The organism is Actinomadura sp. NBRC 104425 (assembly GCF_030269545.1).
Classification (GTDB): domain Bacteria; phylum Actinomycetota; class Actinomycetes; order Streptosporangiales; family Streptosporangiaceae; genus Spirillospora; species Spirillospora keratinilytica.
Map to the genome: position 1 here is coordinate 1 of NZ_BSTN01000011.1, position 22268 is coordinate 22268.

Annotated in this window: 18 protein-coding genes; 14 read left to right on the forward strand and 4 right to left on the reverse strand. The window is 73.9% G+C overall.

The window, feature by feature from the left end:
• Window positions 1–770: Hsp70 family protein (locus QSK22_RS18025; protein WP_285495371.1), on the forward strand; the 770-nt coding region annotated here is incomplete at its 5' end.
• A 10-nt stretch (window positions 771–780) separates the two neighbouring features.
• Window positions 781–1215: a heat shock protein transcriptional repressor HspR gene (locus QSK22_RS18030; RefSeq protein ID WP_285495372.1), complete on the forward strand. Its 435-nt coding sequence runs from the start codon at window positions 781–783 to the stop codon at window positions 1213–1215.
• Between the two features lie 12 nt (window positions 1216–1227).
• Here the strand turns inward: QSK22_RS18030 and QSK22_RS18035 are convergent, their stop codons facing one another.
• The gene (locus QSK22_RS18035) at window positions 1228–2517 is read right to left on the reverse strand and encodes an MFS transporter (RefSeq protein ID WP_285495373.1); all 1290 of its coding nucleotides are present in this window, start codon (window positions 2515–2517) and stop codon (window positions 1228–1230) included.
• Window positions 2518–2628: 111 nt separating this feature from the next.
• Between QSK22_RS18035 and QSK22_RS18040 the strand changes: the two genes are divergently transcribed.
• The 8 genes from QSK22_RS18040 (at window position 2629) to hpnH (ending at window position 12260) form a co-directional block, all read left to right on the forward strand.
• Complete coding sequence (locus QSK22_RS18040; protein ID WP_285495374.1) at window positions 2629–3408, forward strand: SDR family NAD(P)-dependent oxidoreductase; 780 nt, start codon at window positions 2629–2631, stop codon at window positions 3406–3408.
• Window positions 3409–3634: 226 nt separating this feature from the next.
• Entirely contained in the window at window positions 3635–4570 is a 936-nt protein-coding gene (gene hpnC, locus QSK22_RS18045) for a squalene synthase HpnC (RefSeq protein WP_285495375.1), read from the forward strand.
• A gap of 3 nt (window positions 4571–4573) precedes the next feature.
• A complete protein-coding gene (gene hpnD / locus QSK22_RS18050) occupies window positions 4574–5431 on the forward strand; it encodes a presqualene diphosphate synthase HpnD (RefSeq protein ID WP_285495376.1) in 858 nt (285 codons plus the stop codon).
• Entirely contained in the window at window positions 5431–6783 is a 1353-nt protein-coding gene (gene hpnE / locus QSK22_RS18055; RefSeq protein WP_285495378.1) for a hydroxysqualene dehydroxylase HpnE, read from the forward strand. Before hpnD ends, hpnE begins: the two co-directional genes overlap by 1 nt.
• On the forward strand, window positions 6780–7793 hold the full coding sequence (locus QSK22_RS18060) for a polyprenyl synthetase family protein (RefSeq protein ID WP_285495379.1): 1014 nt from the start codon (window positions 6780–6782) through the stop codon (window positions 7791–7793). The genes hpnE and QSK22_RS18060 overlap by 4 nt, the downstream gene beginning before the upstream one ends.
• A gap of 35 nt (window positions 7794–7828) precedes the next feature.
• Window positions 7829–9760 carry a squalene--hopene cyclase gene (gene shc / locus QSK22_RS18065; protein ID WP_285495380.1) on the forward strand — a complete coding sequence of 644 codons (1932 nt, stop codon included), beginning with the start codon at window positions 7829–7831 and terminating at the stop codon, window positions 9758–9760.
• Window positions 9757–11256: a 4-hydroxy-3-methylbut-2-enyl diphosphate reductase gene (gene ispH / locus QSK22_RS18070; RefSeq protein WP_285495381.1), complete on the forward strand. Its 1500-nt coding sequence runs from the start codon at window positions 9757–9759 to the stop codon at window positions 11254–11256. Before shc ends, ispH begins: the two co-directional genes overlap by 4 nt.
• Window positions 11256–12260, forward strand: a complete 1005-nt coding sequence (gene hpnH / locus QSK22_RS18075) for an adenosyl-hopene transferase HpnH (RefSeq protein ID WP_285495382.1) — start codon at window positions 11256–11258, stop codon at window positions 12258–12260. Before ispH ends, hpnH begins: the two co-directional genes overlap by 1 nt.
• Window positions 12261–12410: 150 nt before the next feature.
• Here hpnH and QSK22_RS18080 read toward each other — a convergent pair whose 3' ends face one another.
• Window positions 12411–13367, reverse strand: coding sequence for a sugar ABC transporter substrate-binding protein (locus QSK22_RS18080; RefSeq protein WP_502872328.1), 957 nt, complete (start codon window positions 13365–13367; stop codon window positions 12411–12413).
• A gap of 332 nt (window positions 13368–13699) precedes the next feature.
• Between QSK22_RS18080 and QSK22_RS18085 the strand changes: the two genes are divergently transcribed.
• A complete protein-coding gene (locus tag QSK22_RS18085) occupies window positions 13700–14887 on the forward strand; it encodes an ROK family transcriptional regulator (protein ID WP_285495383.1) in 1188 nt (395 codons plus the stop codon).
• Between the two features lie 103 nt (window positions 14888–14990).
• The gene (locus QSK22_RS18090; RefSeq protein WP_285495384.1) at window positions 14991–16283 is read left to right on the forward strand and encodes a cryptochrome/photolyase family protein; all 1293 of its coding nucleotides are present in this window, start codon (window positions 14991–14993) and stop codon (window positions 16281–16283) included.
• 4 nt (window positions 16284–16287) lie between these two features.
• Here QSK22_RS18090 and QSK22_RS18095 read toward each other — a convergent pair whose 3' ends face one another.
• Window positions 16288–16986 (reverse strand): NADPH-dependent F420 reductase, encoded by a 699-nt coding sequence (locus tag QSK22_RS18095; RefSeq protein ID WP_285495385.1) that lies wholly within the window; start codon window positions 16984–16986, stop codon window positions 16288–16290.
• A 163-nt stretch (window positions 16987–17149) separates the two neighbouring features.
• Between QSK22_RS18095 and QSK22_RS18100 the strand changes: the two genes are divergently transcribed.
• Together QSK22_RS18100 and QSK22_RS18105 are read left to right on the forward strand one after the other, a co-directional pair.
• Window positions 17150–19129 (forward strand): serine/threonine-protein kinase, encoded by a 1980-nt coding sequence (locus QSK22_RS18100; RefSeq protein ID WP_285495386.1) that lies wholly within the window; start codon window positions 17150–17152, stop codon window positions 19127–19129.
• A 23-nt stretch (window positions 19130–19152) separates the two neighbouring features.
• Window positions 19153–19908, forward strand: coding sequence for a WD40 repeat domain-containing protein (locus tag QSK22_RS18105; protein WP_285495387.1), 756 nt, complete (start codon window positions 19153–19155; stop codon window positions 19906–19908).
• Here the strand turns inward: QSK22_RS18105 and QSK22_RS18110 are convergent, their stop codons facing one another.
• A complete protein-coding gene (locus tag QSK22_RS18110; RefSeq protein WP_285495388.1) occupies window positions 19909–22215 on the reverse strand; it encodes a beta-L-arabinofuranosidase domain-containing protein in 2307 nt (768 codons plus the stop codon).
• Between the last annotated feature and the right edge of the window lie 53 nt (window positions 22216–22268).

A 22268-nucleotide genomic window follows, 5' to 3' on the forward strand; every position in this document is an offset into this window, starting at 1 on the left:
AGGGCGAGGTGAAGGACGTCCTGCTGCTGGACGTCACGCCGCTGAGCCTGGGGATCGAGACCAAGGGCGGCATCTTCACCAAGATCATCGAGCGGAACACCACCATCCCGACCAAGCGGTCGGAGGTCTTCTCGACGGCCAGTGACAACCAGCCGTCGGTCGGCATCCAGGTGTTCCAGGGCGAGCGGGAGATCGCGGCCCACAACAAGAAGCTCGGCACGTTCACCCTCGACGGGATTCCGCCGGCGCCGCGCGGCGTGCCGCAGATCGAGGTCACCTTCGACATCGACGCCAACGGCATCGTCAACGTCTCGGCCAAGGACCTGGGCACGGGCAAGCAGCAGTCGGTCACGATCACCGGCGGCTCGGCCCTGCCCAAGGAGGACATCGAGCGGATGATGCGGGAGGCCGAGCAGTACGCGGAGGAGGACCGCAGGCGCAAGGAGCAGGCCGAGACCCGCAACCAGGCCGAGACGCTGGCCTACTCGACCGAGAAGTTCCTCAAGGAGAACACCGACAAGGTGCCCGAGGACGTCAAGAAGGAGGTCGAGGAGGCCATCGCCGAGGTCAAGAAGAACCTCGAGGGCGACGACGTCGACGCCATCCGCGCCAGCTCCGAGAAGCTCGCGCAGGTCAGCCAGAAGATGGGCGCCGCCATCTACGCCCAGAATCAGGGCGCGTCCGGTGAGCAACGGCAGGCCCCGCAGGACGATGGCGACGTCGTCGACGCCGAGATCGTGGACGACGGCAAGGCCGAGGACGCGCGCTAGGCGGCATCCGATGAGCACGCCCATCGACGACGACACGCCCGTCTACGTCATTTCGGTCGCGGCGCAGCTGTCCGGACTGCACCCCCAGACGCTGCGCGCCTACGAGCGGATGGGCCTGGTGACGCCGGTGCGCGCGGGCAGCCGCAACCGGCGCTACTCGATGCGCGACATGAGGACGCTGCAGGAGATCCAGCGGCTGTCGCGGGACGAGGGCGTCAACCTCGCGGGCGTCCGGCACATCCTCAACCTGCGCCGCGAGACCGAGGCGCTGCGGGCGGAGGTGCGGCGGTTGCGCGAGCTGGCCGACCAGCTGGGCAACGAGCTGGAGTCGGCCCGCGGCGTGGCCGCCCGCCTGGCCCGGGAGCTGCGCAGGCGGGGCAGGGCACGGGGCGGCGCGCCGGTGCCCGCCTCCGCCCGGGCGGACGTCCGGCCGCCGTCCCCCTGAACGCAGGGCGGCTCAGACCGTGCGGCCGGTGGGCGCCACCGGGCGGTCCCGGCCGGCCGGGCGCCTGATGAGGAGGGTGCCGCAGCACACCACGGCCCCCGACACGATCAGCACCAGGCCGGCCGGAGAGATGCCGAACGGCGGCGGGCGCGTCCGGGCGAGCAGGTCGTCGGCGGCGCCGGCCACCAGCGCGGCCGTGGCCAGGCCGCACCGCAGCACCGCATGGAAGGCGGTCAGCCCGAGCGTGCGGGCGGCGCCGTCCAGGTTCTCCTGCAGGTGGGTGATCGCGCCGACCAGCGCGCCGGTGGCGGCGGCCCCGAACAGCACCGCGCCGGGGTACGCCCAGGCCGGCGACGCCAGCGCACCCATCGCGATGACCACCAGGCCCTGCGCCGCGGTGGCCACCCGGACCTGCCCGATCAAATCGCGCCGCCCGTACCGGCGGGCGGCGAGCAGGCCGAGCAGCGCGCCGACGCCGAACAGCGCCACCAGGGCGCCGAACCCGACGGGGCCGGCGCGCAGCACGTCCCGCACGAACGGGATGCCGACCGAGAACAGCGAGCCCAGCCCCAGCGAGACGACCGCCACCGCGGGCAGCACCGCCGCCATCACCGGCATCCGCAGCGCGGCCAGCAGCCCCGCCCCCGGCCGGACGGCGCCGCCGGCGGGCCGCCGTTCGCCGCGCCGCGGCCCGAGGTCGGGCAGGCCGCGCACCGCGACGAACGACACCAGGTAGGTGACCGCGTCCAGCCAGAACACCGCGACGAAGCGTCCGTGGCCGGTCCAGCCGAGCACATCCGACAGGAACAGCAGCGCGCCGAACGCCCCCGCGCCCACCGGGATCATGCCGTAGGACGTGGCCATCGTGATGCCGTTGGCCAGCTGCAACGTGCCCCGGTCGGGGGTGCCGCGGCGGCCTGCGACGATGACGGGCACGGCCGCGTCCCGGGCGGGCAGGAACATCAGGCCGACGACCTCGATGGCGAACGCCCACGCGTACACCCACCACAGCGACGGCACGACCGGCAGGGCGAACGCCATCCCCGCGCGGACCAGGTCCGAGGTCATCATCACGCTGCGGCGCCGCCACCGGGTCACCACGCGGGCCGCCAGCGGCGCGCCCAGCGCCGACGGCAGCAGCCGCAGGACCAGCACGCCGCCCACCGCCGTGGTGGAGCCGCTGAGCTCCAGCACCAGGTACATCAGGGCGAGCGTGCCCATCCAGTCGCCGAACGAGGAGACCGTCTGCCCTGCCAGCAGGCGGCGGAAGGCGGGGCTGTTCAGCCGTTCGCCGGTCCCCATGGGATCCCCGAGACGGCGCGTCCGGCGGGCGGGACGTCCACAGCGACGTGCTTCCCCGCCGGCCGCGCGGCATGCTCGAAACGCCCCGCCGGGACCTCGTAGGCTGCGGGAATGGTGTTCCGGCGGCGGCAGTCGGCGCGGGGGAGGACCGCGCTGGTCACGGGCGCGTCGGCGGGCCTTGGCCGGGCGATCGCGGTCGCCCTGGCGCGCGACGGCGCCCGCCTGGTCGTGCACGGCCGCGACGAGCGGCGGCTGGCGGAGACGGCCCGCGCCACCGGCGGCGTTCCGATCGCCGCCGACCTGGCCGACCCGGCGCAGGCGCGGTGGCTGGCCGAGGAGGCGCTGCGGCGGGCCGGGCGGGTGGACGTCCTGGTGCTCAACGCCGGGGCCGGGTGGGCCGGCCGGTTCACCGACATGCCGGAGGGCGCCGCCGCCCACCTGCTGGCGGTCGATCTCGCGGCGCCGATCATCCTGACCAGGGTGCTGCTGCCGCAGATGCTGGCGCGCGGCGGCGGGCGGCTGCTGTTCGTCACCTCGATCGCCGGGCGGGTGGGCGTGGCGGGCGAGGCCGTCTACGCCGCCGCCAAGGGCGGGCTGGACGCCTTCGCCGAGAGCCTGCGCCTGGAGCTGCGCGGCACCGGCGTCACCGTCGGCGTGCTGGTCCCCGGCGTGGTCGACACCGGGTTCTTCGAGCGGCGCGGCGCTCCGTACGCGCGGCGCCGCCCGCGGCCGCTGCCGCCCGAGCAGGTCGCCGAGGCCGCCGTGCGGGCGGTCGCCGCCGGGTCGGCCGAGGTGCACGTGCCCGGCTGGCTGCGGCTGCCGGTCGCCGTCCGGGCCGCCGCCCCCGGGCTTTACCGGACCCTGGCGGGACGATTCGGAGAACGCGTCTGACGGCCTATTTGCCGCGTCGCCGAAAACATTCCCGACACCCTCCGTCCGCTTTTCCAAAGAAGGGGCGGCGATTGGCGGGCGAACGGGCATGACTGCTGCTGGAAGTGGCGGGCGGGTTGTTCGTTGCCAATCCCGTCGCACCCCGGTCGTGGTGACCGGCCTGGTGGCCTGGCGTGCAACTGGCCTGGCCCTGGCGGCTTGGTCGGCCGGACACCGAAGGGAGGACATGTCCGCGAACGCGCAGGCGTGGGATCCGGCAGCAGGTCCACGGACACTGGACGAATACGTGCGCCGGGAGAATTTCCCGGTCGCCACGCGATTGCTGCCCGCCCGCCATCGCATGCACCTTCTGGCGGTGTACCGGTACGCCCGCTTCGTCGACGACATCGGGGACCGGGCGCCGCCGCGGGAGCGCAAGGCGCTGCTCGACGAGGTGGAGACCGACCTGCGCCGCCTGTACGAGCGCGGCGCGCCCGAACTGCCGCCGCTGGCCGCGCTGGCCGCGACGGTGCGCGACTGCCGGGTGCCCGCCGAGCCGCTGCGCCGCCTGATCGAGGCCGGCCGGCAGGACCAGGCCGTCACCCGGTACGAGACGTTCGACGAACTGGTGGCCTACTGCGCGCTGTCGGCCGATCCGGTCGGCCGCGTCGTGCTGCACGTGTTCGACGCGGTCACCCCGGACCGGATCGCCCTGTCCGACCGCGTCTGCACCGCCCTGCAGATCATCGAGCACTGCCAGGACGTCGCCGAGGACTACCGGCGGGGGCGGATCTACCTGCCGGAGGCGGACCTGCGCCGGTTCGGCTGCGTCGAGCGGGACCTGACCCTGGCCGCCACGCCCACCCGGCTGCGCGGCGTGATCGCGCTGCAGGCCGCGCGGGCGCGCCGCCTGCTCGACGAGGGATCGGCGCTGGTCGGCGGCCCGACCGCGGCGACGCGGCCGATGGGGCGGGACGGCGCCGCGCGGCCGACGGGGCGCGACGGCGCCGACGGGGTGCGGCTGCCGGGGTTCGCGCGGCTCGCGGTGGCCGGATACATCGCGGGCGGGCGCGCCGCCCTGGCGGCCCTGCACCACCGCGGCTACGACGTCCTCGCGGATCCGCCGCGCCCCGCGAGAACACGGCTGCTGATCGAGTGGTCACGGATGCTCGGAAGGAGATGACCAGTGGATCCGTCCGACGGCTACCGGTACTGCGAGCAGGTGGTCCGCTCGCGGGCGAGGAACTTCTCGTACGGAATCAGGCTGCTGCCGCCGCCCAAGCGGCGGGCGTTAAGCGCGGTGTACGCGCTGGCGCGCCGCATCGACGACTTCGGCGACGACGACGCCATGCCCGCCGACAAGCGGCTGGCCGCGCTCGTCGCCACCCGCAAGCAGATCAGCGACCTGGACAGCAGGCCGACCGACCCGGTGTTCGTGGCGATGGCCGACGCGGCGCGGCGCTACCCGATCCCGCTGGAGGCGTTCGCCGAGCTGGTCGACGGCTGCGAGGCCGACGTGCGCGGCGCCGCCTACGAGACCTTCGACGACCTGCTGGCCTACTGCCGCCGCGTCGCCGGGACGATCGGGCGGCTGTCGCTCGGCGTGTTCGGCGCCGCGGACCTGCGCGCCGCCGAGCCGCTGGCCGACGCGCTCGGCGTGGCGCTGCAGCTGACCAACATCCTGCGGGACGTGCGCGAGGACGCCCTGCGCGGCCGCGTCTACCTGCCCGGCGAGGACCTGGCCCGGTTCGGCTGCTCGCTGCAGCGCGACGCGTCCGGCCGGTTCACCGACCCGCCGTCCCGGCTGGTGGCGCTCATGCGCTTCGAGGCGGCGCGGGCCAGCGAGTGGTACGACACCGGGTTGCGGCTGATCCCGATGCTGGACCCGCGCAGCGGCGCCTGCGCCTCGGCGATGGCCGACATCTACCGGCGGCTGCTGGCGCGCATCGCGGCCGACCCGCTCGCCGCGCTGAACGGCCATGTGTCGCTGCCGCCGTGGGAGAAGGCCGTCGTGGCGCTGCGGTCGCTGTGGATGGTGCGGTGATGGGCGCGGCGGAGGAGGACGCGCACGTCGCCGTGGTGGGCGGCGGCCTGGCCGGGATCAGCGCGGCGCTGGCGCTGCAGGAGGCGGGGCTGCGCACGACGATCTACGAGGCGCGGCCCCGGCTCGGCGGCGCCACCTGCTCGTTCCGCCGCGACGGCCTGACCGTCGACAACGGGCAGCACGTGTTCCTGCGCTGCTGCACGGCCTACCAGGGGCTGCTGCGCAGGCTGGGCGTGCACAACCGGGTGCGCGTCCAGGACCGGTTCGACGTCACCGTCCTCACCCCGGACGGCGCCGCGGGGCGGCTGCGGCGGGGCCGGCTGCCCGGGCCGCTGCACATGCTGCCCGCGCTGGCCGGGTACGGGCTGCTGACGCCGTCCGACCGGCTGCGCGCCGTACGCGCGGCGCTCGCCTTGAACCGCCTCGACCCCGGCGATCCCCGGCTCGACCGGCTCGGCATGGGCGCCTGGCTGGCCGCGCACGGCCAGCGGCGGCGGCCGCGCGAGGCGCTGTGGGAGCTGTTCGTCACCGCCGCGCTCAACATCGGGCTGGACGACGCCGCGCTCGACTCCGCCGCGATGGTGTGCCGCACCGCGCTGCTCGGCCGGGCCGACGCCGCCGACATCGGCGTGGCCGCCGTGCCGCTCGGCGAGCTGCACGGCGCGTCCGCGCTGCGGCGCCTGCAACGCGCCGGCGGGCGGGTGCGGTTGCGGGCGAAGGCCGAGGCGGTGCTGGCCGGGCCGAAGCTGGTGGTGGACGGCGTGCCGGTCGCCGCCGACGCCGTCGTGGTGGCGGTGCCGCACTCGGCGGCCGCCGGGATCGTGCCGGACGAGGCGTGCCCCGACCGGGAGCGCTGGTCCGGCCTGGGCGCCAGCCCGATCGTCAACGTGCACGTCGTCTACGACACCAGGGTGACGGACCTGCCGTTCGCCGCGGCGGTGGGCTCGCCCGTGCAGTGGGTGTTCGACCGCACCGCCGTGGGCGGCCTGGACCGCGGCCAGTACCTGGCGGTGTCGGTGTCGGCGGCCGACCGGTGGATCGACGTGCCGGCGGCGGAGCTGCGCGCGGTGTTCGTCCCCGCCCTGGAACGCCTGTTCCCCGCCGCCCGGCGGGCCCGGGTCGCCGACTTCTTCGTCACCCGGGAACGCTGCGCCACGTTCCGGCAGGCCCCGGGCAGCGGCGCGCTGCGGCCCGCCGCCGAGACGAGGTTGCCGGGCGTGTTCCTGGCCGGCGCGTGGACCGACACCGGCTGGCCCGACACGATGGAGGGAGCCGTGCGCAGCGGCCTGACCGCCGCCCGTCTCGTCCGCCGCCACCTGCTCGGTCGGCGCGAGGGGGTGGACGCGCGATGACCGGCGTCCCCCTCGCCACCGCCGCCGGGCGCGTGCTGGTCGACGAGGCGATGCGCGCGGCGCTGGAACGGCTCGACCCGCTGACCCGCCGCGTCACCGCCTACCACCTCGGCTGGGTCGACGCCGACGGCAGGCTCGCCGCCGGGGGCGGCGGCAAGGCGCTGCGGCCGGCGCTGGCGCTGCTGTCGGCCCGCGCCGCCGGCGCGGCGCCCGAGACGGCCCTGCCCGGCGCCGTCGCGGTCGAGCTGGTGCACGCCTTCTCGCTGCTGCACGACGACATCATGGACGGCGACCGCACCCGCCGGCACCGGCCCGCCGCCTGGACGGTGTTCGGCCCGGCCGCCGCCATCCTCGGCGGTGATGCGCTGATGACCGTCGCGGTCGAGCTGCTGCTGGACGAGGACAACCCGGCGGCGCAGCGGGCGGCGCGCGTGCTCACCGCGGCCACCCGGCGGCTCATCGCCGGGCAGGCCCGCGACCTGGACTTCGAGTCCCGCACCGACGTGTCGCTGGAGGAGTGCCTGGCCATGGCGGCCGACAAGACCGGCGCGCTGCTGGCCTGCTCCTGCGCGATCGGCGCCACGCTCGCCGGGGCGCCGCCGGCGCTGGTCGACGCGCTCGACGGGTTCGGCGCCGAGCTGGGCCTGGCGTTCCAGCTCGTGGACGACCTGCTCGGCATCTGGGGCAGCCCGGACACCACCGGCAAGCCCGTCCTGTCCGACCTGCGGGCCCGCAAGAAGTCCCTGCCCGTGGTGGCCGCGCTGGCCGCCGGGACCGCCGAGTCGCGGCGGCTCGCCGAGCTGTACGCGCGTCCGGCGCCGCGGCCCGAAGAGGAACTGCGCGAGACGGCCCGGCTGATCGAGGCGGCGGGCGGCCGGGCTTGGGCCCAGGCGCAGGCCGCGCAGCGCCTGGAACGGGCCGAGGCGCGGCTGGCGCGGGTGCGGATGGACGCCGCCGTCCGCGCCGAGCTGCGCGACCTGGCCCGCTTCGTCACAGCCCGCGACCACTGACCGACCACTGGGGACCACCTGGAACGGATGGCGACATGACCCCGACCCAAGCGACCACGACCGGCACGACGCACACCGGCATGACGCACACCGGCACGACAGCGGCCCGCACGGCCGCGCCGCGCACCGAGGAGGTGGCGGCCGCCCTGCACCGGGCCCGCGACCACCTGCTCGCCCTGCAGTCGCCCGAGGGCTGGTGGAAGGGCGAACTGCAGACCAACGTCACCATGGACGCCGAAGACCTGCTTTTGCGCGAGTTCCTCGGCATCCGCACCGCCGGCGACACCGCCGAGGCGGCCCGCTGGATCCGCTCCCAGCAGCGCGCCGACGGCACATGGGCCAACTTCCACGACGGCCCGCCCGACCTGTCCACCACCATCGAGGCGTACGTGGCGCTGCGGCTGGCCGGGGACCCGGCGGAAGCCGACCACATGCGCCGCGCCGCCGCCTACGTGCGCGACGCCGGCGGCATCGAGGCGAGCCGGGTGTTCACCCGCATCTGGCTGGCGCTGTTCGGGCAGTGGCCCTGGGACGAGCTGCCGGTCATGCCGCCCGAGATGGTGTTCCTGCCGTCGTGGTTCCCGCTGAACGTCTACGACTGGGCGTGCTGGGCGCGGCAGACGATCGTCCCGCTGACCGTCGTGGGTGCGCTGCGGCCCGTCCGGCCGCTGCCGTTCGACCTGCCCGAACTGCGCACCGGACGACGACCGCGCCGCCCCCGGGACGCCTGGGGGCACGCGTTCGACGCACTGGACCGTGCCCTGCACGTCTACCAGAGGCGGCCGGTGCGGGCCCTGCGCACCGCCGCGCTGCGCCGCGCCGCCGAGTGGATCATCGCCCGTCAGGAGGCCGACGGGTCGTGGGGCGGTATCCAGCCGCCGTGGGTGTACTCGCTGATGGCGCTGCACCTGCTCGGCTACGACCTGAAGCACCCGGTCATGCGGCGCGGCCTCGACGGCCTTGACCGGTTCACCATCCGCGACGACAAGGGCCGCCGCCTGGAGGCCTGCCAGTCCCCGATGTGGGACACGGTGCTGGCCGTCACCGCCCTGGCCGACGCGGGCCTGCCCGCCGACCATCCCGCGCTGCTGCGCGCCGCCGCCTGGGTGCTGGACGAGGAGGTCAAAGGGCCGGGGGACTGGTCGGTGCGGCGGCCCTTCCTGCCGCCCGGCGGCTGGGCCTTCGAGTTCGACAACGACGTCTACCCCGACGCCGACGACACCGCCGAGGCGATCCTGGCGCTGCGCCGCACCGCCCACCCCGACGCCGGACCGGCGATCAGACGGGCCGTGCGCTGGCTGACCGGCATGGCCTCGCGCGACGGCGGCTACGGCGCCTTCGACGCCGACAACACCCGCGCCCTGTGCACCCGCCTGCCGTTCTGCGACTTCGGCGCGGTGATCGACCCGCCGTCGGCCGACGTGACCGCGCACGTCGTCGAGGCCTTGTGCGGGGAGGGCCTGGCCGGGTCGCGGGTGGTGCGGCGGGCGGTGGTGTGGCTGCTCAACGCCCAGGAACCGGACGGCTCCTGGTTCGGACGCTGGGGCGCCAACCACGTCTACGGGACCGGCAGCGTGGTGCCCGCGCTCGTCGCCGCCGGCGTCCGCTGCGACAAACCGCCGATCCGCCGCGCCGTCGCCTGGCTGGAAGCGCACCAGAACCCCGACGGCGGGTGGGGCGAGGACCTGCGCTCCTACGACGACCCCGGGTGGATCGGCCGGGGCGTGTCCACCCCGTCCCAGACGGCCTGGGCCCTGATCGCCCTGCTGGCCGCCGGTGAACGCTCCGCCGCCGTGGACCGCGGCGTCGGCTGGCTCGTCCGGCACCAGCGCGACGACGGCACCTGGGACGAGGACCACTACACCGGCACCGGCTTCCCCGGCGACTTCTACATCAACTACCACCTGTACCGGCTGGTGTTCCCGGTGAGCGCCCTGGGCCGCTACCTGGAGGAGGCGAGGCCGTGACTTCCCGCGAGGACACGACGCGACTCGTGGTGTGCGCGGCCCTGGGCATCGAAGCGCGCGCCGTCGACCATCCGGGCCTGCGCGTCGTCACGGTCGGCGCCGGACCGCACCGGGCGTACCGGGCCGCCGCGCGGCTGCCGGGCTTCGACGCGCTCGCCGTGACCGGGTTCGCCGGAGCGCTGGACCCGCGGATCCGGCCCGGCAGCCTGGTCGTCGCGACCGAGATCCGCGGCCCGGACGGCGCCGTCCCCTGCCCGTCGGCGGAACTGCTCGCCGGGCTGCTGGAACGCGGCGGCGCGCCCGTGCACTGCGGCCCGCTGCTGACCAGCGACCACGTCGTGCTCGGCCGCGGCGAACGCGCCGCGCTCGCCGCCACCGGGGCGCTGGCGGTGGACATGGAGTCCGCCCCGCTGGCCGCCGCGGCGGCGGGACGCCCGTACGCCGTCGTCCGCGCGATCGTGGACACCCCCGACCGCCCGCTGCTGAGCCCCGCCACCCTCACCGGCGGGCTGGCCGCGCTGCGCCGGCTGCGGACGGTCGGCCCGGCGCTGGCGCGCTGGGGCGCGGCCGTCGGCCCGCGCCGCGTCCTGCTCGCCTCGCCGCGGTCGTTCTGCGCGGGCGTGGAACGCGCCATCGAGATCGTGAAGCGCGCGCTGGCCGAGCACGGCCCGCCGGTGTACGTGCGCAAGCAGATCGTCCACAACGTGCACGTGGTGGCGGACCTGAGGCGGCGCGGCGCGGTCTTCGTCGACGACCTCGCCGAGGTGCCCGCCGGAGCCGTCGTGGTCTTCTCCGCGCACGGGGTGGCGCCCGAGGTGCGCGCCGAGGCGGACCGCGCCGGGCTGCGGGTCATCGACGCGACCTGCCCGCTGGTGGCCAAGGTGCACGCCGAGGCGCGGCGGTCGGCCGCCCGCGGCGACCTGGTGGCCCTCATCGGCCACGCCGGGCACGAGGAGGTCGAGGGCACCCTCGGCGAGGCGCCCGACGCGTCCGTCCTGGTGGAGACGGCCGAGGATGTGGCGCGGCTGCCCGCCGGCCGGCCCGTGTCCTACCTCATGCAGACCACGCTGGCGGTGGAGGAGGCCGAGGAGATCGCCCGCGCCATCACCCGCCGCTTCCCCGACGCCCGGGGGCCGCGCACCGACGACATCTGCTACGCCACCTCCAACCGGCAGCGCGCCGTCCACGCCGTCGCCCGCGACGCCGACCTGCTGCTGGTGGTCGGGTCGCGCAACTCCTCCAACTCCCGCCGCCTGGTCGAGGTGGCCGAACGCGGCGGGACCCCGGCGCTGCTCGTCGACGGGCCCGCCGACGTGCCGCTGGACCGGCTCGCCGCGGCCCGCGTCGTCGGCGTCACCGCGGGCGCCTCGGCGCCGCCGGCGATGGTCGGCGCGGTCGTGGACGCCCTGCGCGGCCTGGGCCCGGTCGAGGTGGAGGAGCACGCGGTGACCGTCGAGACCACCGAGTTCACCCTGCCCAAGGAGGTGCGGTCCTGATGGGCATGCCGCTTCGCCAGAGCCTGCGCATTGGCGCGCACATCCTGCGCAACAGGATCCGCGGCCGGGACAGGTTCCCGCTGCTGCTGGAACTGGAGCCGCTGTTCGCCTGCAACCTGGCCTGCGCCGGATGCGGGAAGATCCAGCATCCGGCCGACGTGCTGAAACGGCGCATGCCCGTCGAGGAGGCCGTCGCCGCCGTCCGCGAGTGCGGCGCGCCCATGGTGTCCATCGCGGGCGGCGAGCCGCTGATGCACCCGCAGATCGGCGAGCTGGTCGAGGAGCTGGTGCGGATGCGCAGGTATGTGTTCCTGTGCACCAACGCGCTGCTGATCCCCAAGAAGATCGACCTGTTCCGGCCGTCGCCGTACTTCGCGTGGGCCGTGCACATCGACGGGCTGCGCGACCGCCACGACGCGTCGGTCTGCAAGGACGGCGTGTTCGACCAGGCGGTCGCCGCCGTCCGCGAGTGCCGCCGCCGCGGGTTCCGCGTCACGACCAACACCACGTTCTTCAACACCGACACCCCGCGCACCGTCATCGAGGTGCTCGACTACCTCAACGACGAGCTCGGCGTCGACCAGATGATGATCTCGCCGGGCTACGCCTACGAGAAGGCGCCCGACCAGGACCACTTCCTCGGCGTCCGGGAGACCCGGGAGCTGTTCCGCAAGGCGTTCGCCGGCGGCAACCGCAAACGGTGGCGCCTCAACCACTCGCCCCTGTTCCTCGACTTCCTGGAAGGCAAGGTCGACTTCCCGTGCACCGCGTGGGCGATCCCGTCGTACTCGCTGTTCGGCTGGCAGCGCCCCTGCTACCTGATGGCGGACGGCTACGCCCGGACCTACCGTGAGCTGCTGGAGGACACCGACTGGGACTCCTACGGCCGGGGCCGCGACCCGCGCTGCGCCAACTGCATGGCCCACTGCGGCTACGAACCCACCGCCGTCTTCACGACCCTGTCGTCGGTGAAGCAGTCCCTGCGGGCCCTGCGCTCGGCTTAGGGGGGCGCCCCGGTCGGCCGTTGCGTGGACGGTGCGCAGCGAGACGGCCCGGCGGCGACGGCGTCGAGCACCGCGCGGCGCGCGTTCGGCATGCCGATCAGTCCGGCACCGCCGCCGGGGCGCCCGGGCCGTCCTCCGCCGCGGGCGCGCCTACTGGATTCCGGCTTCCTTGCACTTGGCGGCGTAGGCGCCCTTGCAGAGGTCCTCCTTCTTGACGAACCCGTCGTCCACGACGCGCTTGACGTTGTTCTTGTCGACGCCGATCGGGGTCAGCAGGACCGACGGCACGTTGCGCTTGCCCTGCGGGTCGTTCACCGTGCCGTTGGTGTCGGCCTTCTCGCCCTTGATCAGCGCGACCGCCAGTTTGGCCGCCGCGTCGGCCTCCTGCTTGACCGGCTTGTAGACCGTCATGCACTGGTTGCCGTCCAGGATGTTCTGCAGCCCCTCAAGGGTGCCGTCCTGGCCGGTCACCGGCACCTTCCCGGCGGCGCGGTTCTTCTTCAGGATCGAGATGGCCGCGTTGCCCAGGCCGTCGTTGGCGGCCAGCACCCCGTCGATGTCGCCGCGCCGCTGCGTCCACATCTGCTCGAAAATGGTCGCGGCCTGCTGGTTGTCCCAGTCCGGCACCGCCTGCTCGGCGACCTTCGTGTAGGTGGGGACCTTGTCGAGGATGTTGTGGGCGCCCTGCGCGAACAGCGTCGCGTTGTTGTCGGTCGGCGCGCCGTTCAGATAGACGATGTCGGCGTCCTTGTCGCCCAGGCACTTCTGCAGGCCCTTGCCCATTTCCTCGCCGACCTTGACGTTGTCGAACGAGACGTAGTAGTCGGCGACGCCGCCCAGGGTGAGCCGGTCGTAGTCGATCGTCTTGACACCCTGCTGCTGCGCCTTGCGCTGCACGGCCGCGGCCGAATCGGAGTCGAGCCCGCTGACGGCCAGGACCGTCACGCCATTGGTGATCATCTGGTCGGCGATGGTCTGGAACCGCTGGGTGTCGCCCTCGGCGTTCTGGATGTCGTACTCGATGCCGGCCGCCTTGAACGCCTGCTCCAGGTAGGGCCGGTCGAAGTTCTCCCAGCGGACCGAGGACGTGGTGTCGGGCAGGATCACGCCCACCTTGCCCCGGGCGGCGCCGGAACCGCCCTCGTCGTCACCGGAATCGCCCCCGCACGCGGTGAGGGCCAGTGCCGCGGCCGCCGACGCGGCCGTGAGGCCGACGACCCCTTTGCCGGAAAACCGCCTGCGGAAAACCGTGCCGTCTTTACTCGGCGCGGACGCTCGTGTGCGCACGCCAACTCCAAAGGGGTGGGAAACCGGGCCGTCCGCCCGGCCGCTGACTTTGCTGAACTGTAGGAATCGCAGTTAATCAGCGTCAAGGACGAAACGGGCCGGATGCGGCCACAGTTAATACGGAGTCAGGAGAAAGTGGTTATGGTGCGGTCATGGTCGACTCGCCGGGCTCCCTTGCCTCGCTGCGGTCGCGCAACCGGCTGCTGGTCCTGGAGACCGTCCGGCGGCACGGCCGGATCAGCCGGGTCGGCATCGCCCGCGCGACCGGCCTGTCCCGCACCACCGTCTCCAGCCTCGTCGCCGACCTGCTGGCCGAGGGCGTGCTGAGCGAGGCGGCCGCGTCCGGCCCGCCCACCGGCTCGCGGGGCGGCCGCCCCGCCACCCCGCTGTCGCTCAACCCCGAGGGCGGCGGCGTGCTCGGCGTCCACCTGCGGCACACCGACATCCGCGTGCTGCTGGCCGACCTGTCCGGCGGCGTCCTCGGCGAGCGCCGCCGCGGGTTCGACGTCGACCGCCGGCCCGGTCGGGCGCTGGACTTCGTCGCCGAGACCGCCCTCGACCTGGTCGCGACCGAGGGCCGCGGCCTGGGCCGCGTGTTCGGCATGGGCGTGGCGGTGTCGGCGCCCGTCCGGTCGCGGTCGTCCGCGCCGAGCACCCCGTCCATGCCGGCCGCCTGGACAGACGTCGACATCGCCGCCCGGCTGCGGGACCGCGTCGGCCTCCCCGTGCACGTCGGCAACGACGCGAACCTGGGCGCCCTGGCCGAGTGGACGTTCGGGGCGGCGCGCGGCGTGCACGACATGATCTACGTGATGCTGGCCGACGGCGTCGGCGCCGGGCTGATCCTGGACGGGCGGCTCTACGAGGGCGCCACCGGCACGGCGGGCGAACTCGGCCACGTACCCGTGGTCGACGGCGGATACGTGTGCCGCTGCGGGAACCGCGGCTGCCTGGAGACGGTCGTCGGGGCCCGCGCGCTGACTTCGGCGTTCTCCCACATCCGCGGGCCGGACACCACCATCGCCGACCTGGTGGCGCTGCTGGCCGCCGGGGATCCGGGGGCGCGGCGGGTGGTGTCCGACGCGGGCCGCATGATCGGCCAGGCGCTGGCGGGCGTCTGCGCGGTGCTCGAACCCCGCCTCGTGGTGATCGGCGGGGAGGTCGCCGCGGTCGGGCGGCTGCTGCTGGACGGCGTCCGCGACGAGCTGACCCGCCGGCTGCCCCCGGCGATCGGGCACGCGGTCACCGTGGCCGCCGGAAGCCTCGGCGACCGCGCCGAGGCGTTCGGCGCCACCGTCCTGGCCACCCAGCAGACCTCCGCCCACCTGCTGAAACCTTGACCCGCCCGGCGCGGCCGCGAGGTGCGCGGGCCGCCGGGGCGGGAAGGGGTGCCGTGAGGTCCGCTGCTGACGGGACGGCTCACACGGACAGGGGGATGTCGCGATGAGCGTTTCGATCATGCTGTTCACCCGCGACCTGCGGGTGCGGGACAACCCCGCGCTGGCGGCGGCGTGCCGGGCCGACCGGGTGGTGCCGCTGTTCGTGTTCGACGACGCCATCCTGGGCGGCCGGTTCGCCGCGCCCAACCGGGTCCGGTTCCTCCTCGACGCCCTCGACGACCTGCGCGGATCGCTGCGCGGCCGCGGCGGCGACCTGGTGGTGCGCCGCGGCGATCCCGTCGCGCACGTCGCCCGGATCGCCGACGAGACCGGCGCCCGCGCGGTGACGCTCGCCGACGAGCGGTCGGCGTTCGGAACGCGGCGGCTGGCGGCGTTGCGGGAACTCCCCCTCGAGGTGTCGGCGCACCCGGGCGTCACGGTGGTGCCGCCAGGGGAGCTGGCCCCGGCCGGCGGCGACCACTACCACGTGTTCAGCCCGTACTGGCGGGCCTGGGAGGCGGCCCGGTGGCGCCCGGTCGCCGACCCGCCGGCGAGGATCCGGCTGCCCGACGGCGTCGAACCCGGGCAGCTGCCGGACCTGCGCGACCTGACCACCGGGCCGCTGTCGCCCGACCTGCCGCGGGGAGGCGAGCACGCGGGACGGGAGCGCATGGCGGCGTGGCTGCGCGGCGACGCCGCCGCCTACGAGCAGGCCCACGACGACCTGGCCGCCGACCGCACCTCGCGGCTCAGCCCGTATTTGAAGTTCGGGTGCGTCTCACCCCTGGAGCTGGCCGGCGCCACCGGCGGGGCCTACCGGCGGCAGCTCGCCTGGCGCGACTTCCACCACCAGGTGGCCGCGGCCTTCCCGGACCTGCCCCGCCGCGACTACCGTCCCCGCGCGCGGCGCTGGAACCGGGAGCGGGACGCGCTGGACGCCTGGTGCAACGGCATGACCGGCGTCCCCATCGTCGACGCGGGCATGCGCCAGCTGCACCGCGAGGGCTTCATGCACAACCGGGCCCGCCTGATCACCGCGTCCTTCCTCACCAGGAACCTCGGCGTGGACTGGCGGGAGGGCCTGGCCCACTTCGGCGACTGGCTCATCGACGGCGACATCGCCGACAACGCGGGCAACTGGCAGTGGGTCGCCGGGACCGGCAACGACACCCGCCCCAACCGGGTCATGAACCCGCTGCGACAGGCGGCCAAGCACGACCCGACCGGCGCCTACGTCCATACCCACGTCCCCGAACTCGCCGCCGTCCCCGCCCCGCACATCCACCACCCGTGGACGCTCCCCGACACGGTACGCCGCTCGCTCGACTACCCGCCGCCCATCGTCGCCCTCGGCTGAGACGTCAGGCCTGGTTCATCTCGGCGTACCGGCGGGCGGCGGCCAGGGCTTCGCGCAGCTTGGCGGCGTCCACCGGAACCGGGTTGTCCCAGCCGTCCGGGCCGTCACCGGCGTAGAGGGCCGCGTAGGCGGTCGTGTCGCGCTGGAAACGCCACCCCTCGGCGAGCGGACCGACATCGACCGCGTCGTAGCCGATCGCGTCGAAGAACTCGGTCACCGCGGCCTTGGCGTCGGCGTCGTCACCGGCGATCGGCAGCGCGGTGCGGTCGGGAGACCCCGCCGGACGCGCCAGCGCGAGCAGGTGCTTGAAGAAGATGTTGTTGAACCCCTTGACGACCTTGGACTGCGGCAGGTGCGCCTGCAGCAGCTCGCTGGTGGTGGTCGATTCGTCGTCCAGTTCGGGGAACCGGCCGTCCCGCTCCGGGTAGTAGTTGTTGGTGTCGATCACGATCTTGCCCGCGAGCGGTTCGACGGGAACGTCCCGGTACGCCCGCAGCGGGATCGTCACCACGACGAGGTCGCCGGCCTGCGCCGCCTCACCGGGGGTCGCGGCGCGGGCGCGCGGCCCGAGCTCGGCGACCAGGTCCTTCAACGTCTCGGGGCCGCGCGAATTGCTGAGCACCACGTCATAGCCCGCGGCCACGGCCAGCCGGGCCACCGTGCCGCCGATGTTGCCGCTTCCGATCAAGCCAATCGTCGTCATGTCGGCGACAACCCGCGCCCCCTGCCGGGCATTCCCGGTTCCCGGTGATCGCGCATCGCCGAACTCGCCTGTAGACATCGGCGTCTATTCGACCGACATTCGGGAACCGCGACGAGAGGCTCCGGCCTTGGCGACCCCGCTCCTCCCCGGAGATCCACGGCAGTTGGGCGCGTTCTACCTGGATGGAAGGCTGGGAGCGGGCGGCCAGGGCGTCGTGTACGAGGGGTACGGCCCCGACGGCGAGCGGGTGGCGGTCAAAGCGCTGCACGGCGTCGGCGCCACCGAACGGGAAATGCTCCGCAAAGAGGTGCAGGCCTGGCGGAAAGTCGCGCCGTTCTGCACCGCCAAAGTGCTGTGCGAGGATCTCGACGGCCCGGTCCCGTACATCGCCAGCGAATACGTGCCGGGGCCCAACCTGCGTCAGGCCGTCGAGGAGGGCGGGCCGTTCGGGCCGAAGGAGCTGCGGCGGCTGGCGATCGGTGTGGCGGCGGCGCTGGTGGCCGTGCACCGCGCCGGGGTGGTGCACCGCGATCTGAAACCGGAGAACATCCTGTTGGGGCCGGACGGCGCCCGGCTGATCGACTTCGGCATCGCCCGGATCGAGCCGCAGTCCACCACCTCCGGCCTGGTCAAGGGCACGCTGCGGTACATGCCGCCGGAGCGCTACCGCGGTGAGCGCGGTGACGCCGCGGTGGACGTGTGGGGCTGGGGAGCGGTCGTGCTGTTCGCCGCGACCGGACGGCATGCGTTCGACGGCGCGACCGTCCCGCTCATCCAGCGGCAGGTCGCCGAGCACGAGCCCGACGTGTCGATGCTGGACGAGCCGCTGCGCTCCCTGGTGCGAGGGGCGCTGGCGAAACGGGCCGAGGACCGGCCGGGCTCCGAAGAACTGCTGTTGGGCCTGGCCGGCGGCGTGGATGTGGCCGAGGCGGTGAAGGGCCTGATCGCCCGCGACCCGTTCGGACCGGTCGGGCCGTCACGGGCCGAGGTCGCCGAATCGGTCTACGCCGGCCTGGGTGGTGCGGCGCAGGAGGCCGCCCCACAGGTGTTCCTGCGGCTGGTCGCACCCGGGGAACGTGCCGAGGACACGGTGCGCACCGCCCGCCGGGACGAGTTCCCCGACGTGCCGGGCGTGGAGGAGGCGCTCCGCGCCTTCACCGAGGCCGGAATCCTGGTGTGGGAGGACGGGCGCGTTCACCCGGCTGGTGGACACGGCGACGGGCCGCCCGCGCGGCCGCTACCGCAGCGCGGTGCGCAAGAACCGGCCGTGGGTGGCGCTCAGCCGGGCGGGCACCTTCCTGGCGGTGGAGGAGCTCGACCGGCAGGACCGGGCGCGACTGACCGTCTGGGACACCCGCTCCGGACGCGTTCTGCTCGAGCTGACCGGTTCGGGGAGCGACTTCCTGCTGACCGCGACCTCCTTCTCGCCCGACGAGAAGGTCCTCTCGGTGCCCGCCCTGGACTCCGACGAGCCGTTCACCTGGTACGACACGGCCACCATGAAGAAGATCCCCGTCACCGGCCTCGGGCTGAAGGCCGCCGAGGCCACGGGCGCGGCGACGTTCAGCCCGGACGGGCGGCGCGCCGCGGTGCGCGTCAAGGACGGCCGGATCCGGGTGTACGACCGGGCCGCGGGATACGGCACGGGCCTGTCCGGCGGCGACAAGATCTCCGCCTATCCGCTGCGCTTCAGCCCCGACGGCCGGTTCCTCGCCCAGGGCGCCGTCGTCTGGGACACCGGAACACTCCAGACGACGCCGGTGATGCGGTACTCGCTGTCCTACAGCGAGTGCCTCGCCGACACCGGCCTGCCCTTCACCGCCGACGGCTCCCGGCTCCGCTGCGTCGGGAACGACGGCACCGTCCGGTCCTTCGACATCAGTGTCTACACCAAGACCCCCGCCCCGACCGGCACGGCCCTTTACCAGCACTCGGCGGTGAGCGGCGACCGCTCCACCCTGGCGCTGGCTCAGGCGCGCACCATCCACATCTGGTCGGTGCCGGGGCGGACCATGCGCGCCGCCATCCCCGTCTCCGCGTTCGGCGACGACTCCCTGACGGTCAGCGGGATGGAGTTGAGCCGCACCGGCCGGCTGCTCGCCGTCGGCCTCTCCGAAAAACCGCATCGGCATCTGGGACGTGAAGCGAGGCGCCAAGATCGCCGTCGTGACCAGCCCCCTCGACCCGGGCCAGGTCAGCGGGGCGTTGCAGGAGTTCGCGTTCTCACCGGACGAGCGGTCGCTCGCGATCGAGACCGTCATGCCCAACGGCGACAACGCACTGGCGTTCTGGGACCTCACCGGCCCGCGCCGGATCTTCCAGACGCGGGCCCGGCTCGGCTACGACGGCGGCGCCAAGATCCTATTCGCTCCCGACGGCAAGTCCCTGGTCGCCGCGCCGTTCTTCGGCCGGGTGGCGTTCCCCTCCGGGCGGGTCCTCACCCGCGGCTCGGCGGCGCTGCAGGCCGACGCCCAGACCGATGACGGCACCACGCTGATCAGCCAGCCGAGCCTCTACCGGCCCTATATCCGCAGGTGGGACGCCCGGACGTTGAAGCAGAGCGGGGACGACCTGCGCATCGGCAAGGTGATCCCGTCGAACGAGACGGCCTCCGTCTCCCCGGACGGGCGCCTGTTCGCCACCGCGCACCAGGTCTCTCCCAACTACCAGATCAAGCTGTGGGACGGCCGGGCCCGCGCCCAGCTCGGCGTGCCGCTCACCGGCCCGGTCGACGAGGTCGTCGCCACCACGTTCACCCCGGACGGCTCGGCGCTGGTGTCCGTCGACAAGATGGGCCGCTTCCACACCTACGCCACCGCCCCCGCCCGCCTGATCCGCAAACTGTGCGGCAAGTCCGGGCAGCTCACCCGAGACGAGTGGGAGACGCACATCCCCGACGTCCCCTACCGAGAGACCTGCTGATCAGCTGTTGCGCACGATGCGCCAGCGGTTGTCGGCGCTGCCGTCGTCGGAGTCCTGCACCGCGAACGCGCCGACGGCGGTCGAGTCGTCCTGGATGCCGAGCAGCCTGCCGCTGTGCACGTTGCGGATCTTGTACGTCCCGTCGCCCTGGTCGAGCAGCGTCCACCTGTGGTCGGCGGTGCCGTTGTCCGACCACTGCAGGACGGTCGCGCCGTCGGCGGTGGACATGTCCTGGACGCCGAGCACCTTGCCGCTGTGGGCGTTGCGGAGCCGGACGGCGTCACCGTCGTTGACCACTTCCCAGTCGTGGTCGGCGGTGCCCGAGTCGTACCACTGCAAGGCGCGTGCGCCGTCGGCCGTGGACATGTCCTGGATGCCCAGCACCAGTCCGCTGCCCGCGTTGACGAGCCGGACGGTGCCGCCGGCCTGCCCGATGTTCCAGTAGACGGTGTAGTTGTGGCCGTGCGCGTCGTAGAACGGGCCGAGATCGACCGTGGCGCCGTCGGCGGTGGCGGTGAAGGCGAGCGAACCGCCACCGGTGCGGGTGATCGAGGAGGTGTCCAGCGACGGCAGGGAGCCGAGCGCGGTGTTCCCGTAGTTCCCCGACAGCACCACCGGGCCGTAGGTCACCGCCGCGACGTCGGCGTTGTCGTTGGCCGCCCGCATGACCACCCGCATGGGCAGGCGGACCGTCACCGTGTCGCCGGACGTCCACGAGCGGGTGAGGGTGGCGTAGCTGCCGGGCGTGGCCGTGATGTTCTGCGCCACGCCGTTGACGCTGATGGTGGCGCCGCTGGTCCAGCTCGGGATGCGGATGCGCATCGCCCACGTGCCGCCGACGTTGCCGGTGACCCGCAGCGTCGTGGTGTCGCTGACCGGGTACGACGTGGTCTGCGTGACCGTGATCCCGCGCTGCGACCAGTCGAGCACCGACGGCACGAACATGTTCACGATCAGCGTGGTGCCGCTGTGGAAGTAGACGCCGTCCATCAGGCTGGTGTGCATCTCCAGGCCCGTGCCCTGGCAGCACCAGAAGGAGTCGTAGTCGGTGCTCCAGGTGCCGCCGCCCCACGCCGGGCCCACCCCGCGGCGGCCTCCCGGGTTGAGCGGCGTGAAGTAGGTGACGTGCCCGTGGCCGTCGGCCGGGTTCTGCTGGCCGATCATCTGGTTCAGCCACGCCCGCTCGTAGAAGTCGAACAGGGCGGCGTGGTCGGGATCCAGCGTGAACAGCTCCCGGGTGAGCTTCAGCATGTTGAAGGTGTTGCAGCTCTCGCAGGTGTCCTGCGTCAGGTAGCCGGCGATGGCGTTGGGCGGGCGGAAGTGCTCGGCCTGGCTGTTGCCGCCGATGACGTAGGTGTGCGCGTCCACGCAGATGTTCCAGGCGTTGACCGCGATGTCCCGGTAGCGGGTGTCGCCGGTCGCCTTGTACTCGCGCGCGGCGCCGATCCACTTGGGCACCTGGGTGTTGGCGTGCAGGCCGTTGAGCCGGTCCTGGTTCGCCGCCAGCGGGTCGAACACCGCCGCGTGGTCGAACCGCCGGGCGGCGGTGAGCCACCGCGCGTCGCCGGTCTGCAGGTACAGGTCGGTCAGCACGGCGTTCATGCCGCCGAACTCCGTCTCCAGCACGGCCTGCATCTGCCGGCTGCTCAGCCGCCCGGTGCGCCGGTCGACCCAGCCCGCCAGGCCCAGCAGGACGTCACGGGCCTGCGTGTTGCCCAGCAGGCGCCACACGTCCAGCAGTCCAGTCAGGGTCTTGTGGATGACGTAGTACGGCACGTTGCCGTTGGACAGCGTCCGCGCCTCCAGCGCGTCGAACTCGGATTCGGGGAACCCGCACAGGTACCCGCTGCCGAACCCGACGGCGGCGTTGTTGGCCTGGCACTTGGCCAGCTCCGCCACCATGTGGTTCGCCTTGTCGCGGCAGGTGGTGTCCCCGGTGACGGCGTACGCCTGCGCCCACGCCGTCAGGAAGTGGCCCTGCACGTGGGAGCGGAACGGGAACGTCGGCGCGTCCCACCCCCCGTTGGGGGCGGCGCCGCCGGTGGACAGCCCGTGGTTGGCCCGGAAGTTGTACAGCAGCCGGTCCACGTCGACGAACCGCAGGTAGGCCAGCGTGCGGTTCTGGTTGTCCGCCCACCGGCTCGCGGTCAGCCGCACCTGGCCGAAGTCGAAGGGGTGCGCCGACTCCCCGACCGGGGCGGCCGCCGCCCGCGCGGGCGAGCGTCCGGCGGCGGAGACGGCGACGGAGGCGACGGCCACGGCCCCTGCGGCCTCCAGGAAACGGCGGCGGCTGACGGAGGAGGACATCCGACACCCCTTCCAAGATCGATGTTAGCGCTAACATCGCCAGGCGCATCGGG

Coding starts and splice junctions, on each gene's coding strand:
- QSK22_RS18030 (WP_285495372.1), top strand. CDS start 781: ATGAGCACGCCCATCGACGACGACACGCCCGTCTACGTCATTTCGGTC.
- QSK22_RS18035 (WP_285495373.1), bottom strand. CDS start 2,517: ATGGGGACCGGCGAACGGCTGAACAGCCCCGCCTTCCGCCGCCTGCTG.
- QSK22_RS18040 (WP_285495374.1), top strand. CDS start 2,629: ATGGTGTTCCGGCGGCGGCAGTCGGCGCGGGGGAGGACCGCGCTGGTC.
- hpnC (WP_285495375.1), top strand. CDS start 3,635: ATGTCCGCGAACGCGCAGGCGTGGGATCCGGCAGCAGGTCCACGGACA.
- hpnE (WP_285495378.1), top strand. CDS start 5,431: ATGGGCGCGGCGGAGGAGGACGCGCACGTCGCCGTGGTGGGCGGCGGC.
- QSK22_RS18060 (WP_285495379.1), top strand. CDS start 6,780: ATGACCGGCGTCCCCCTCGCCACCGCCGCCGGGCGCGTGCTGGTCGAC.
- shc (WP_285495380.1), top strand. CDS start 7,829: ATGACCCCGACCCAAGCGACCACGACCGGCACGACGCACACCGGCATG.
- hpnH (WP_285495382.1), top strand. CDS start 11,256: ATGGGCATGCCGCTTCGCCAGAGCCTGCGCATTGGCGCGCACATCCTG.
- QSK22_RS18085 (WP_285495383.1), top strand. CDS start 13,700: ATGGTCGACTCGCCGGGCTCCCTTGCCTCGCTGCGGTCGCGCAACCGG.
- QSK22_RS18090 (WP_285495384.1), top strand. CDS start 14,991: ATGAGCGTTTCGATCATGCTGTTCACCCGCGACCTGCGGGTGCGGGAC.
- QSK22_RS18095 (WP_285495385.1), bottom strand. CDS start 16,986: ATGACGACGATTGGCTTGATCGGAAGCGGCAACATCGGCGGCACGGTG.
- QSK22_RS18110 (WP_285495388.1), bottom strand. CDS start 22,215: ATGTCCTCCTCCGTCAGCCGCCGCCGTTTCCTGGAGGCCGCAGGGGCC.